Source organism: Rhizobium sp. CFBP 8752, from assembly GCF_014842035.1.
GTDB lineage: Bacteria > Pseudomonadota > Alphaproteobacteria > Rhizobiales > Rhizobiaceae > Neorhizobium > Neorhizobium soli.
In genome coordinates, this window is sequence record NZ_JACYUZ010000003.1 from 424,049 (window position 1) to 438,556 (window position 14,508).

The following is a 14,508-nucleotide window of genomic DNA, read 5'->3' on the forward strand; positions in this document are numbered from 1 at the left end:
ACAGGCACTGATGGCTTCCATCTGTTCCTGTCCGAAGGAACAGGAACGGAATGACTGATAACAACGACGACAAGACACTGGGCGTGAAGAAGACCCTTACCCTGAAACCATCGGGTGTGACCCAGGGTACTGTGCGCCAGGACATGGGTCGCGGCCGGACCAAGGCGGTCGTCGTCGAGACGGTCAAGCGCCGTCCGACCCGTCCGCTCGACGAAAAGCCAATTACACCGATCGCAGCACCGGCCCCTCGGCCAGTCGAGGCAGCCGCTCCTGTAGCGCCACGCCCGCAGCCGGCAACCCCTGCAGCGCCGGCACCAGCTGCCCCTGTGGCCGCCGCCGCACCTGCACCCCCCGCCCCTGCTGCACCCGTCAGCCAGCCTAGCCCGCCGCAGCCACGCGTTCAGCAGCCTTCATCGCAGGGATACCGCCCCGGTTCTTCGCAGGGCCAGCGCCCTTCGTCATCGCAGGGTCAGCGTCCCTCGTCGCATCAGGGCCAGCGTCCGCAGCAGCCGTCACAGCCGCAGCGCCAGCCGCAGCGTTCGGGTGGTGCTGTCCTGCACGACCTGTCCGCAAGCGAGATGGATGCACGCCGTCGCGCACTCGTCGAAGCCCAGGCGCGCGATGTGGTCGAAGCCAAGCAGCGCGTCGAGGATGATGCACGCCGCAAGGTAGAAGACGAGCGCCGCAAGGTCGAAGAAGCAGCCGAGGCAGCACGTCTGGCCGAAGAAGCCAAGGCACGCGCTGCCGAGGAAGCTCTGCGTCCGGCACCCGTCGCGCCAGCGCCAGCCGCTGCAGATCGCAACGCAAATACACAAGACAACCGTAACTCGGCTCGCCCGACGCCTGGAGCCGCACCTGTTGCCGCCCCCGTCATCGGACGTGGTCGCCGCAACGACGAGGAAGAGGATCGCGCACCTGCCCGGACCATTCCAGGTCGCGGCCGCGTTGCAGCGCCCGTTCCTGCCAAGCCACCAACACGCCCGAAGGTCGAAGAAGGCCGTCGCCAAGGCAAGCTGACAATCACTGCTGCCAGCACCGATGATGACGGCACCGGCCGCGGTCGTTCGATGGCTGCCATGCGCCGCCGGCAGGAAAAGTTCCGCCGCAGCCAGATGCAGGAAACCCGCGAAAAGGTTATGCGCGAGGTCATCCTGCCGGAAACCATCACCATTCAGGAACTGTCGCAGCGCATGTCTGAACGCGCCGTCGACGTTATCAAGTACCTGATGAAGGAAGGCCAGATGATGAAGGCCGGCGACGTTATCGACGCCGATCTCGCTGAAATCATCGCTGGTGAATTCGGCCATACGGTCAAGCGCGTTTCGGAATCGGACGTTGAAGAAGGTATCTTCAACCAGATGGACGACGCTGGCGAAATGGTCTCGCGTCCTCCGGTCGTGACGATCATGGGTCACGTCGACCACGGCAAGACCTCGCTTCTCGACGCGATCCGCCAGGCCAACGTAGTTTCGGGTGAAGCCGGTGGCATCACCCAGCATATCGGTGCCTATCAGGTCGAACAGAACGGCCAGAAGATCACCTTCATCGATACCCCCGGTCACGCCGCCTTTACGGCCATGCGTGCCCGTGGTGCGCAGGCGACTGACATCGCGATCCTCGTGGTTGCAGCCGACGACAGCGTGATGCCGCAGACGATCGAATCCATCAGCCACGCAAAGGCTGCCGGCGTTCCGATCATCGTGGCGATCAACAAGATCGACAAGCACGAAGCCAACCCGGACAAGGTGCGCCAGCAGCTGCTGCAGCACGAAGTGTTCGTGGAATCGCTGGGCGGTGAAGTTCTCGACGTCGAAGTGTCGGCCAAGAACAAGACCAATCTCGACAAGCTGCTCGAGGCTGTTCTGCTGCAGGCCGAAATTCTCGACCTCAAGGCAGATCCGGTCCGCACGGCAGAAGGCATCGTCATCGAAGCCCAGCTCGACCGTGGCCGCGGTGCGGTTGCGACCGTGCTCGTCCAGAAGGGCACGCTAAAGCCTGGCCAGATCATCGTTGCCGGCGATCAGTGGGGCCGCGTCCGCGCGCTCGTCACCGACAAGGGTGTTCACGTCAAGGAAGCCGGCCCGGCCATGCCGGTCGAAGTGCTCGGTCTTTCCAGCACTCCGGCTGCCGGCGACAAGTTTGCCGTCGTTGAAAACGAGAGCCGTGCTCGCGAGATTTCCGAATATCGCCAGCGGCTTACCCGCGACAAGGCGGTTGCTCGCCAGTCCGGTCAGCGCGGTTCGCTCGAACAGATGATGACCAAGCTGCAGAATACCGGCTACAAGGAATTCCCGCTGCTCATCAAGGGCGACGTGCAGGGTTCCGTCGAAGCCATCATCGGCGCTCTCGACAAGCTCGGCACCGACGAAGTCCGCGCCCGCATCGTCCATTCGGGCGCAGGCGCGATCACCGAGTCGGATCTGGCACTTGCCGAGTCCACCGAGGCAGCGATCATCGGCTTCAACGTCCGTGCCAACGCACAGGCGCGAGTAGCTGCAGAGCGTGCAGGCACCGAGATCCGCTACTACAACATCATCTACGATCTGGTGGATGACGTTAAGGCAGCGATGTCCGGTCTGCTTTCGCCAGAACGTCGCGAGACCTTCCTCGGCAATGCCGAAATCCTCGAGGTGTTCAACATCACGAAGACAGGCAAGGTTGCAGGTTGCCGCGTCGTCGAAGGCAAGGTCGAACGTGGTGCAGGCGTCCGCCTGCTGCGCGACAACGTTGTCATTCACGAAGGCAAGCTCAAGACGCTCAAGCGCTTCAAGGACGAAGTCGGCGAAGTGCCGATGGGTCAGGAATGCGGTATGGCGTTCGAGAACTACGAAGATATCCGCGCCGGCGACACGATCGAGTGCTTCCGCGTGGAGCACATCACGCGCACGCTGTAATTTTAGCGCTGCCGAACCCATCAACCGCCGGAGAGAAATCTCCGGCGGTTTTTTCGTTTGTGCGGAGCTTTGGGAGACAGGCTGCGGCTGGCAGCATGGCCATGCGGACCAAATCATGACGGAAGCAGTCAAATTTAAGCGATACTCTCCCGATTATAGTTGCCAATCACACTCATGTTTATTATCGCATAGCGGCAAGCCGCCGCCCTCAGTTTTCGGACCGGCTGAATGATATCGAGCCGTTGGGCCAACTGAGCCTTCCGGCGACCAGTCGGAGTATCGCTGCCATGTCCGTTGTGCCGAAGTCTCACCTCTACAGGAAGCAGTTGCGCGTTGCCGGGCCAGGTCCCCTCGTGACAACGATTGCGGCCTTGATGCTGATGACGACAAATGCGGTCGCGCAGGTCGAGGCGCCTGCACCGGAAGCGCCTGGTCCGGCACAACAGACGGCGCCGGCCCTTGCTCCTCCAAGCGCTGCTCCTACGACACAGCAGACCCCGCCACCCGTTCAAGACGCAACCCCGGCAGAACCTGCTGCTCCCTCCGTGACGCCAATCGAGCAGGCTCCGGCTGCAACGGGTGCACCTTCCCCCGAAGCACGCGCCGATATTCCTCACAATCTTTCGCCCTGGGGCATGTTCATGGCGGCCGACTGGGTGGTGAAGGCCGTGATGATCGGCCTTGCCATCGCGTCCCTACTGACATGGACGATCTGGATCGCAAAGACGCTGGAGCTGATGGGCGCCCGTACCCGCGCAAAGCGTGTCCTGAAAATCATCCAGGGCGCGCATACGCTGCCGGAAGCGCTTGAGACGACGGGCCGTCGCGGCGGGCCTGCGGCCCTGATGCTGCGTGCCGCGACGGAAGAGGTGGAGCTTTCCGAAGCAGCTCTTGATTACGCGGAAACCGGTGGCGTCAAGGAGCGCGTGTCTTCGGTTCTGTCGCGCATCGAAGCCTATTCCGGACGGCGCATGGCCCGCGGCACGGGCATTCTCGCCTCGATCGGCTCGGTTGGTCCGTTTGTCGGACTGTTCGGCACGGTCTGGGGCATCATGAATTCCTTCATCGGCATTTCGCAGTCTAACACGACCAACCTTGCGGTCGTGGCGCCCGGCATCGCCGAGGCGCTGCTTGCGACCGCGCTCGGTCTGGTCGCGGCAATTCCTGCTGTCATCATCTACAACGCCTTCGCCCGCTCGGTCACCGGCTACCGCCAGCTGCTGGCCGACGCTGCTTCCGGTGTCGAACGACTGGTCAGCCGCGATCTCGATTTCCGCAAGGTGCCGCCAGGCGGACGCAGGCCTGCGTCGATGTCTCTGGTCGCGGGGGAATAAACCCATGGCAGGCGGCATTCGCGAACATCACGGCGATGAACTTCCCGAAAATCACGAGATCAACGTGACGCCGTTTATCGACGTCATGCTGGTGCTCCTGATCATTTTCATGGTGGCCGCGCCGCTGTCGACGGTCGACGTCAATGTCGATCTGCCCGCATCCAGCGCCAAGCCCGCGGAACGACCGGACGAACCGCTCTATGTGACGGTCAAGGACGACCTGTCGCTCAATATCGGCAACGATCCGGTTGCGCGCGAACAGTTTGCAGCAAATCTCGACCGCCAGACCGAGGGCAACAAGGATACGCGGATCTTCCTGCGGGCCGACAAGGCCGTCGATTACGGGCAGTTCATGGAAGTGATGAACCTGCTGCGTGATTCCGGCTACCTGAAGATTGCGCTGGTCGGGTTGGAAGCCGCGTCGGGTGCCCAACAGGCGCCAGCGTCTACATCCGCCGCACCGGCAGGGCCTGCACCAGCCGCTTCGCCGGCCACCGGAGGCGCTCCATGAGCCTTGCCATGCAGCGCAGAGGATATGCGAGCCGGATCGGCGAGATCGCCCTGTGGGGATCTGCCGCTATCCTTGTGCTCACGGTCCACATTGCCGCCGCAGCGCTTCTGATGAGGCAAGAGCCGGAGGAACTTGCCGACAACGGTCCGCAGGCCGCCATCATGATCGAGCTTGCGCCGGAGCCGGAGGCGGCGATCCCAGACGAAGAGCAGATCGCTACCGACACCGAAGACCGGCAACTGGTCGAGACCCAGCAGACCGAGCCGGTCGAAGAGGTCGAACCCATCGAGGAGCCGCCACCGGTCGAACCGCCACCGGAAGTGGCTGAGGAGACACCCGAACCGCCGCCGGAACCCGTGATCGAGACGCCGCTGCCGGAGGAAACGCCCCCGCCGCCGGAGATCGTCGAAACGCCGCCGCCCGAGCCGGTCGATCCGATCGAGCAGAAGGTCACCGCAGCGTTGGAGAACGTGGAAGTCCCGCTGCCGGTCACTCGTCCACCACCACCGAAGCCGGTCCAGAAGGTAGAAAAGCCACGGCGTCAGCCGCAGGCGCAGAAGGAAAAGGCGCAGGCAAAGGTTCAGGCAAAGCCGTCGGAGCGCACTGCCGCTGCGCAGACCTCGAGCGGATCGGTGGCCTCGACGATGTCACCGTCCACCTGGATGACCCGTGTGCGCACGAAGATCGCCCGTAATGCCCGCCGCTGCCCGTCCAACCAGAAGGGGATCGTGACGATCAGCTTCAATTTCGATAGCGATGGCAATATCGGGCGCGTGTCCGTTGCCAGATCGTCTGGAGATACGCGTATCGACGACTACGTCGTCTCAGCCGTTCGGCGCGCATCGCCTGTTCCGATCGCACCGGCAGGTGTTGCAAGCCTCGTCACTCAGTCGGTAGAGTGCAAGTAGCCGTGCTTTCGGGTTCGGTTGCCCTCCTTAACACTCGCTCCCGGAACAGCTTGTCCATGCAAATTACCCTTGAAGAAGCCGAAACGCTGGTGAGCGGCGTTTTCGAAGCCAACGGCGTGCTTGATAGCACCGCACGCTCGGTTGCCCGCGCCCTGGTGCAGGCGGAAGCCGCCGGCCAGTCCGGTCACGGGCTTCGCCGCATCCCGGCCTATGTCAAACAGGTGCGGACCGGCAAGGTCGACGGCCACGCTCGACCTGAGGCGAGCAGGCCTCGACCCGCAGTTCTTTCGATCGACGCGAACTTCGGTTTCGCCTACCCCGCGCTCGATCTCGCTGTCTCCGAACTTCCGGCGATCGCGCGTGAACAGGGCATTGCCTTTGCCGCCATCAATCGCTCTCACCACGCAGGCGTCATGGCGTTGACCGTGGAGCGCTTTGCCGAGCAGGGGCTGGTTGCGATGATGTTTGCCAACGCGCCCGCCTCCATGGCCCCCTGGGGTGGCAAGGTGCCGCTGTTCGGCACCAATCCGATCGCTTTTGCGGCGCCTATTGCCGGTGACGAGCCGCTGGTCATCGATCTAGCACTCTCCAAGGTTGCCCGCGGCAAGGTGATGGAAGCGACCCAGAAGGGGACGAGTATTCCCGACGACTGGGCGTTCGACACCGACGGCAATCCGACGACCGACGCATTTGCCGCGATCAAGGGAACGATGGCCCCTTCCGGTGGCGCCAAGGGGGCAGCGCTTGCACTCATGGTCGAAGTGATGGCGGCCGGCATCGGCGGGGCGCATTTCTCCTACCAGGCAAGCTCGCTGTTCGATGAGACCGGGCCTCCGCCGGCGCTTGGCCAGTCGCTGATCGTCATCGATCCGGATGCCACGACGGGTGGCGGCGCGGCAGAACGCTTTGCGGCATTGGCGAGCGAAATGGCAAAGCAGGACGGTGTCCGCCTGCCCGGCCGGCGCGGCCGCGGTCTTCGTGCCGAAAGCATTCAGCACGGGCTTCAGATCGATGACGACGTGATGAAGGCGATCGAAGCTCTGGGCTGACCTACAGATCCAAACATTGTGCCGGACAAGTCAGTGCAGCGATGCGCTGGCTTTTTCTTTTCCGCAGCAAGGCGTTCTGCGGCGGCCGCGTCAGTCGTCCAAGAGATTTTGAGGGGGCTTAAAACGAGAAAAGCCTGGCGCGGGAGGAGGATGCGCCAGGCTTTAAACTTGATCAACAACTGGGAGGAGGAGGGTGTTGTTGATCCGTATCGAACGACACTGGGAGGAGGAGGTGCGTCGTTCGATGACCAAACTTCTAGCCATATCTTCCCGGTGCGCCAAGAGGCTCTGCTGCAATGCAGCAATGCGTTTGCTGCATTGCTGGGCAATTGCTCACGCGTTCGTGTTTCGTCGTCGCCAAGCGGTAGCCATTGTCCGGGATAAGACGTCCTGGCTGCGTGCTTCCGCCTGAGCTTTCCTCTAGGTTATCCGGCAGACAGCGAGGCATCGGAGACACGCATGAAGACGACGATACGGTACCATCATGGAGATATTCCAGCCTCCGACGCGTCGCGCTACACGGGCGCGGTCGCGATCGATACCGAAACGCTTGGCCTCGTTCCCCGCCGCGACAGGCTCTGTGTCGTGCAGCTATCGCCGGGCGACGGAACGGCGGACGTCATCCGGATCGCTTCGGGGCAAAAAGACGCTCCCAATCTCGTCGCATTGCTTGCCGATCCCACCCACCAGAAAATCTTCCACTACGGACGGTTCGATATCGCAGTTCTGTTTCACACGTTCGGGGTTACGACCACGCCTGTCTTCTGCACCAAGGTCGCATCGCGGCTTGTGCGGACCTATACGGATCGACATGGCCTCAAGGACAATCTGAGAGAGTTGCTCGACGTCGACATCTCCAAGGCGCAGCAGCAGACCGACTGGGCGGCCGAAACCCTGTCGCAGGCCCAACTGGAATATGCGGCGTCCGACGTGCTTCACCTTCATGCGCTGCGCGACAAGCTGACCGAACGCCTGCTCCGCGATGAGCGTATCGAACACGCCACGGCTTGTTTCGAGTTCCTGCCGACCCGTGCAAAGCTCGATCTGCTCGGATGGGGCGAGACCGACATTTTTGCGCACAGCTGACCATCGGCCCGTGAAAACCAGCGATTAGCGATGATTTAACCATAGCGCGCTTAAAATTGCTGATCGGCAAATCGTGCGCCATGAGATGGCGGCACAGTTTCGGCGTGCTCCTTGCGCGTGCGGTCGTGTGCGGCCGAGTTGTCCCCTCCCTTCACACGCGAGAGATGGAAGCACGCCATGCTGACCCCCGTCGGTGCTACGCAAAGCATGCAGGCCGACCCACTCTCTTCGGCACGTCCGATTGCGGCAACGCGTTCCATCGCTGCATCCGCAGAAGGTGATCCCGCAATCTCCTCCAGAGGCGGAATGCTTACGGGGGACCGCCTGAACCTACTCTCGCTGTCTGGACAGTTGCAGCTCGCCTACGGGTCGTCCATCTTCGCGGAAACGATCGGCCAAATCCTGCAGATACCACGAAACGACGGCGAGACGCTGGCAGACTACGCGGAGCGCCTGACTGTCACCGTGCAGTCCATGAATGCGGACGACATTGCAGCGCTCGAGAAAACGCTAAGCCAGCTGGTGAAGGGCATGTCCGTGTCGCTGCTGGCTGAAATTCTCAAGAACCCGGCAGGTCTCGATGCAGCACGGCTGATCCTGTCGCTCGAAGCAGCGCTGGTAGCGGATAGCGATCAGGCGGAGAATGCAGCGGTCAGCTCGTATCGACAGAATGAAATCGCCAGCCTTCCAAAAGACGGTGCGACACCCTCTCCTGCGACGCGGCCCGGCCCCCCGCCGGCAGTTGCCCAGACTGGCCCCTCCTTGCCCGGCCCATCATCGCCCGCGCCCTCAGCGCTCCAGCCCTCGACGCCCAGCCCCGCATCGCCGGTAGTGCCTCTGCCAGCTTCTGCTCCGGACACAGCAAGTACAGAGACCCCCAGGCCATCCCCCGGTGCTTTGCCTGATATCGGAGCAAAATCGCAGTCGGTGACGTCACCCGCCACCAGCGCAACGCCGCCCGCCACCGGTGCAGCGGCACCAGCTATCGCTCCGTTCTCGCCACCCACGAGCGGGTCAGCCGCCGCGGCTCCTGACACTAAGGTTCCCGGTAAGGAGCTTCAAAGACCCCAACTGCTGCCGCCCCTCGTTGACTTGCAGGAAGAGCCGACCCGCGAGGCGATCCTTGCGCGGCCGATGCCGGTCCGATCAGAAGGTCCCGCGACGGCAACCTCCGACCTGCAAACCAAACCCGCCACGCCGTCTCCCGCCGTCCCAAACGCGGTTCCGATCAAGCCGGACGCGAGCCCGGCGCCTGCGCAAGCCGCACCGATCTTGGCTGCAGATGCGAAGCCGGTGCCGCAAGTCTTGCCAGGAGCCCTGCCGCGGACCGCCGTGCCGGGCATCGCGACCGTGACGAATACCGGGGCTCTGGTCGCAGCGGTTATCGACGCCTTCGACAACGAATTGAAGATCCCGCAGTTTGGAGACGCCACGACGGCGCCGAAACCCGCTGTGGAATGGCCCAGCAATCTCGCGCAACTCGTGTCTGCGATCGCACCAAGCGCGCTTCAGGCGGCGCTGCTCGCGACAGGAGCTCCGGTCGAGAATTCGACAGCGGCACTTTTCAAGAACCTGTTTGGCGGAGGGGGCAGTGGAACGGTGGCACATGCCGCCGGACAGGGACAACCTGCCCCGGCTGCTCCGGACATAGACGCAATGCATACGGCCGGGATAACGCATCCCGAGGACGATCTGCTGCGCATTGCAGAACGTCACACCACGGCCGCAAAAGCCAACGGAGCCCCGGAGGGCGTGCCAGACCCCGACATCCAAGCGATGCAAGTGCCGCTGCCGCTCGTGCAGCGCGAGGCGATTGGCCTGCCCTTTGTCCCCTACCCAATGGCGGACGACGAGCCGCGGCGCGAAAACCGCAAGACGCAGCCGGTGACGGCGATCGACGAGGATGGCGAAGGCGACCACAGCCAGGGCCAGGCGTTCGACCACCCCGACGACGGGAAAGATCCTTCCGACGACGACAATCTCGGCGATGGCGAAGCCGCGTCTGCGGACGTCAGCAATAAGGAAAGCCGTCCGAACGACCTCTACTGGCGCATGGCTGGATGGACCTGAGCAGCCGCTCAATACGCGGCCGAGATAAATAGCGGGCACGAAAAAAGCCGCCGGATCTTTCGATCCGGCGGCTTTCGCATTTCAAGCTACAACGATTACTCGCCGCCGCGGTTCTTCAGAGCCGCGCCGAGGATGTCGCCGAGCGAAGCGCCGCTGTCGGACGAACCGAACTGTGCAACTGCTTCCTTTTCTTCAGCGATCTCGAGAGCCTTGATCGACAGCATGACCTTACGATCCTTCTTGGAGAAGTTCGTGACGCGGGCGTCAAAAACCTGACCAACCGAGAAACGCTCCGGACGCTGATCGTCGCGATCGCGTGCCAGGTCGTTGCGGCGGATGAAGGACGTGATGTCTTCGTGAGCCACGAGCTTCACTTCAACACCACCGTCGTTGACGGCGATGACTTCGCACGAAACGACAGCGTTCTTGCGCAGTTCGCCGGATGTTGCGGCTTCGCCGACAGCATCCTTGCCGAGCTGCTTGATGCCGAGCGAGATACGCTCCTTCTCGACGTCCACATCCAGAACGACAGCCTTGACGACGTCGCCCTTGTTGAACTCCTCGATGACCTGTTCGCCTGGACGGTTCCAGTCGAGGTCGGAGAGGTGAACCATGCCGTCAACGTCGCCGTCGAGGCCGATGAACAGGCCGAATTCGGTCTTGTTCTTGACTTCGCCTTCGACTTCAGTGCCGGCCGGATGGCTGAACGCAAATGCCTGCCATGGGTTCTCGAGGGTCTGCTTGAGACCGAGCGAGATGCGGCGCTTCGACGGATCGACTTCGAGAACGACAACGTCGACGTCCTGCGTGGTCGAAAGGATCTTGCCGGGATGTACGTTCTTCTTGGTCCAGGACATTTCCGAGATGTGGATCAGGCCTTCGATGCCTGGCTCCAGCTCGACGAATGCGCCGTAGTCCGTGATGTTCGTGACGGTACCGGAGATCTTCTTGCCAACCGGGTACTTGGCAGCAATGCCATCCCACGGATCCGACTCGAGCTGCTTCATGCCGAGCGAGATGCGGTGGGTTTCCTGGTTGATGCGGATGATCTGAACCTTGACCTGCTGGCCAATGGACAGGATTTCCGACGGATGGTTGACGCGGCGCCATGCCATGTCGGTCACGTGCAGCAGGCCATCGATGCCGCCGAGGTCAACGAACGCACCGTAATCGGTGATGTTCTTGACGACGCCGTCAACAACCTGACCTTCTTCAAGGTTCTGAACGATTTCCGAGCGCTGTTCTGCACGGGACTCTTCAAGAACCGTACGACGCGAAACAACGATGTTGCCGCGACGCTTGTCCATCTTGAGGATTTCGAAGGGCTGCGGGTTGTGCATCAGCGGGGTCACGTCGCGGATCGGACGAATGTCGACCTGGCTGCGCGGAAGGAAGGCAACAGCGCCGTCGAGATCGACCGTGAAGCCGCCCTTGACCTGGTTGAAGATAACGCCTTCAACGCGTTCGCCAGCTTCGAACTTGACTTCGAGCTTGACCCAGCTCTCTTCGCGGCGAGCCTTCTCGCGCGACAGAACTGCTTCGCCAAGCGCGTTTTCGATGCGCTCGACATAGACTTCGACTTCGTCGCCGACCTTCAGCGAACCGTCTTTGCCCTTGACGCCGAATTCCTTCAGCGCGATGCGACCTTCGACCTTGAGGCCGACGTCAACAACGGCCATGTCCTTTTCGATCGCCGTTACCAGACCTTTGGTAACGTAGCCTTCGGCCAGATCATTGGTTGCGAAGGATTCTTCGAGAAGGGCTGCGAAGTCCTCCCGCGACGGGTTAGTTACTGCCATGAAATCTCCTGGTCGTGTCCAGTCAAGGACACATTGCGCCGTGGGTTCGTGTTGATCACACCCGAAATCCAAGCCCGCCTCGTCATGTTCAGAGGCAATCCGGCGCAAGGACTAAGATATCGGGCTCGAATGCGCCGCCGGTTATCCGGTCGGTCATCATCCTTTCAGGGCGGCGTCGATAATCGCCTTCGCGGCCTGAAACGCGGCCTCTATACCCATTTCTGACGTATCAAGCAAGTGCGCGTCTTTCGCAGGCTTCAAAGGGCTGTCGGCACGCCCCATGTCGCGCTCGTCGCGCTTTCGCACATCGGCAAAAATCTCGTCGAAATCTGCGGCATCGCCGCGGCCAACGATCTCGTCGTAACGGCGTCTGGCGCGCACTTCAGGCGATGCGGTGACATATAGTTTCACGGGTGCATCGGGGCAGACGACGGTGCCGATATCGCGCCCGTCGAGCACCGTTCCGGGCTTGCGCTTCGAAAACGCCTGCTGCGCTTCCACCAGCGCCCGGCGCACGGCGGGCATGACGGCGATCTTCGAGGCCGCTTCGCCAATCGCATGGGCCGAGAGGATTTCGCGGTCGAGGCCTGCAAGTTCAACGTCTCGCGCCATCGTCTCGGCAACGGCCTCGTCGTTGAGGGGCAGACCCCGGTCGAGTAGCGCCTTGGCCGCTGCGCGGTAGGTGAGGCCCGTATCGAGATGCTGGAAGCCGTAGGTTTCGGCGATCTGGCGCGACAGGGTTCCCTTGCCGGCTGCCGCAGGGCCATCGATTGCGATCACCAGAGGCGTAGTGTTATCTGCAGAATTCATGTCAGGCGGGAGGCTCCGTAGCGGCGGACAAGTTCAGCCATTTGGTCCTGTCCGGGCATGTTATCAAGTCCGGAGGCAACGCCTTCGCGATCTCCGACCGGGCGGTTCTGACTGACCTTCCACTTTCCTTCGATCTCCGAGATCTCGATCTCGACACCGACGATACCCTTCAACTGGGCGGAAATGAAATCGTCTGGTGCATCGTTGACGGACCAGGGCATCGGCCGGCTGTTCTCATGCTGGCCGGTGATCGCCTCGATCTGGGCAAGCAGCCAGCCGGCGTCTTCGACGATGCGGGCCGGGCCGCGGGCCTGAACGATGGCATAGTTCCAGGTGGGCACGACCTTACCCGTCTCCTGCTTGGTCTGGTACCAGGATGGCGTGACGTAGCTGTCGGCGCCCTGAAACACAGCGAGCACCGTCGCGCCGTCGCGGATGTCTTTCCACTGGCTGTTCGCCCGGGCAAGATGCAGCCGCAGCACGCCTTTATCAGAGGCTTCTCCATCGAGGTGAAACGGCACCGGGTTGGCCAGCAGACCGGAATTTCCCGATGTGATCAGCATGCCCAGCGGATAGGCGCGGATCAGCGCATGCTGGGTGCCGAGATCGTCTTCGCGGAAATGCGGCGGTTGGTACATTGGCGTGCGCCTCAGATCTTTCCGTCGGTCTGGTTCTCGATCTGCGCGCCGAGACCGGTCATCAGATCCATGAATTCTGGAAAGCTGGTGGCGATGATCGAGGCGTCGTCGACAGTGACTTCGTGTTCCGATGCGAGACCGAGAACGAGGAAGCTCATGGCGATGCGGTGATCGAGATAGGTGACGACGGCAGCGCCGGACGGATTGCCGTAGCCCTTGCCGCCTGGACGGCCGCGCACGACAAGCGTTTCCTTGCCTTCATCGCAATCGACGCCGTTCAGCTTCAGACCTTCAGCGACGGCCGAGAGACGGTCGGACTCCTTGACGCGCAGTTCCTCGAGACCGAGCATCGTCGTCGTTCCCTCCGCAAAGGCTGCGGCGACCGCGAGGACGGGATATTCGTCGATCATCGATGGTGCACGATCGGCGGGAACAGTGACGCCCTTGAGGTCGGCGCCGCGGACGCGCAGGTCGGCCACATCCTCGCCACCGGCGCTGCGGGCATTCATCACCTCGATATCCGCGCCCATTTCCTGCAGCGTCAGAATAAGACCGGTGCGGGTGGGGTTCATCAGGACGTTCATGATGGTCACGTCCGAACCCGGCACCAGGATGGCGGCCACAAGCGGGAACGCGGTCGAGGACGGATCGCCGGGCACGTCGATCACCTGCCCCTTGAGAGCGCCGCGACCTTCCAGCCGGATCGTGCGAACGCCGTCGGCATCCGTCTCGACGGTCAGATCGGCGCCGAAACCCTGCAGCATCTTTTCGGTATGGTCGCGGGTCATCACCGGTTCGATCACCGTGGTGACACCAGGCGTGTTGAGGCCGGCAAGCAGCACCGCGGACTTGACCTGCGCCGAGGCCATGGGCACGCGGTAGACGATGGGGTTGGGCGTGCGCGGACCACGCAGCGTGACGGGCAGCCTGTCGCCGGCCATCGACGTCACCTGGACGCCCATCTCGCGCAATGGATCGAGCACCCGGCCCATCGGCCGCTTGGACAGCGAGGCATCGCCGATAAAGGTGGACTCGAAATCGTAGACGCCGACCAGACCCATCGTCAGGCGGCAGCCGGTGCCGGCATTGCCGAAATCGAGAGGCGCCTGCGGTGCCAGCAGCGCGCCGTTGCCGGTGCCCTGGATGATCCACTCAGCGCCGACCTTGTCGATCTTCGCGCCCATGGCACGCATCGCCTTGCCGGTGTTGATGACGTCTTCGCCTTCCAGGAGGCCGGTGATCCGCGTCTCTCCGGCAGCCAGGCCTCCGAACATGAAGGAACGATGCGAGATGGACTTGTCGCCCGGGATGCGGACGGTCCCGGTGAGGTTTGTCGATCTTCTCGACTTTGCCGGTTTGAGGGCAATCCCATGCGACATGATCGGTCCTTGCTCGTATGCCTTTGATTT

The 14,508-nt window shown here is 62.5% G+C and carries 11 protein-coding genes; 7 read left to right on the top strand and 4 right to left on the bottom strand.

The features are described from left to right. Positions 1 to 50: 50 nt before the first annotated feature. From infB to IFT59_RS18130, 7 genes are all read left to right on the top strand, one after another. Positions 51 to 2,894 (top strand): translation initiation factor IF-2, encoded by a 2,844-nt coding sequence (gene infB / locus IFT59_RS18100; protein ID WP_192087710.1) that lies wholly within the window; start codon positions 51 to 53, stop codon positions 2,892 to 2,894. A gap of 374 nt (positions 2,895 to 3,268) precedes the next feature. After that, positions 3,269 to 4,228: a tonB-system energizer ExbB gene (gene exbB / locus IFT59_RS18105; protein ID WP_446737846.1), complete on the top strand. Its 960-nt coding sequence runs from the start codon at positions 3,269 to 3,271 to the stop codon at positions 4,226 to 4,228. A gap of 4 nt (positions 4,229 to 4,232) precedes the next feature. After that, entirely contained in the window at positions 4,233 to 4,739 is a 507-nt protein-coding gene (gene exbD, locus IFT59_RS18110) for a TonB system transport protein ExbD (RefSeq protein ID WP_092663993.1), read from the top strand. Further along, a complete protein-coding gene (locus tag IFT59_RS18115) occupies positions 4,736 to 5,647 on the top strand; it encodes a cell envelope integrity protein TolA (protein WP_092663995.1) in 912 nt (303 codons plus the stop codon). Before exbD ends, IFT59_RS18115 begins: the two co-directional genes overlap by 4 nt. A 56-nt stretch (positions 5,648 to 5,703) precedes the next feature. Continuing rightward, on the top strand, positions 5,704 to 6,696 hold the full coding sequence (locus IFT59_RS18120; protein WP_192087712.1) for an Ldh family oxidoreductase: 993 nt from the start codon (positions 5,704 to 5,706) through the stop codon (positions 6,694 to 6,696). A 459-nt stretch (positions 6,697 to 7,155) separates the two neighbouring features. Beyond that, positions 7,156 to 7,782: a ribonuclease D gene (locus IFT59_RS18125; protein ID WP_092663999.1), complete on the top strand. Its 627-nt coding sequence runs from the start codon at positions 7,156 to 7,158 to the stop codon at positions 7,780 to 7,782. Between the two features lie 177 nt (positions 7,783 to 7,959). Further along, the gene (locus IFT59_RS18130) at positions 7,960 to 9,852 is read left to right on the top strand and encodes a hypothetical protein (protein ID WP_192087713.1); all 1,893 of its coding nucleotides are present in this window, start codon (positions 7,960 to 7,962) and stop codon (positions 9,850 to 9,852) included. A gap of 95 nt (positions 9,853 to 9,947) precedes the next feature. Here the strand turns inward: IFT59_RS18130 and rpsA are convergent, their stop codons facing one another. The 4 genes from rpsA to aroA form a co-directional block, all read right to left on the bottom strand. After that, positions 9,948 to 11,651, bottom strand: coding sequence for a 30S ribosomal protein S1 (gene rpsA, locus IFT59_RS18135; RefSeq protein WP_062578558.1), 1,704 nt, complete (start codon positions 11,649 to 11,651; stop codon positions 9,948 to 9,950). A gap of 156 nt (positions 11,652 to 11,807) precedes the next feature. Next, entirely contained in the window at positions 11,808 to 12,461 is a 654-nt protein-coding gene (cmk, locus tag IFT59_RS18140) for a (d)CMP kinase (RefSeq protein ID WP_062578556.1), read from the bottom strand. After that, entirely contained in the window at positions 12,458 to 13,099 is a 642-nt protein-coding gene (locus tag IFT59_RS18145) for an FMN-binding negative transcriptional regulator (protein WP_192087714.1), read from the bottom strand. Before IFT59_RS18145 ends, cmk begins: the two co-directional genes overlap by 4 nt. Before the next feature lie 11 nt (positions 13,100 to 13,110). Beyond that, positions 13,111 to 14,478 carry a 3-phosphoshikimate 1-carboxyvinyltransferase gene (aroA, locus tag IFT59_RS18150; protein ID WP_192087715.1) on the bottom strand — a complete coding sequence of 456 codons (1,368 nt, stop codon included), beginning with the start codon at positions 14,476 to 14,478 and terminating at the stop codon, positions 13,111 to 13,113. Positions 14,479 to 14,508 lie beyond the last annotated feature (30 nt).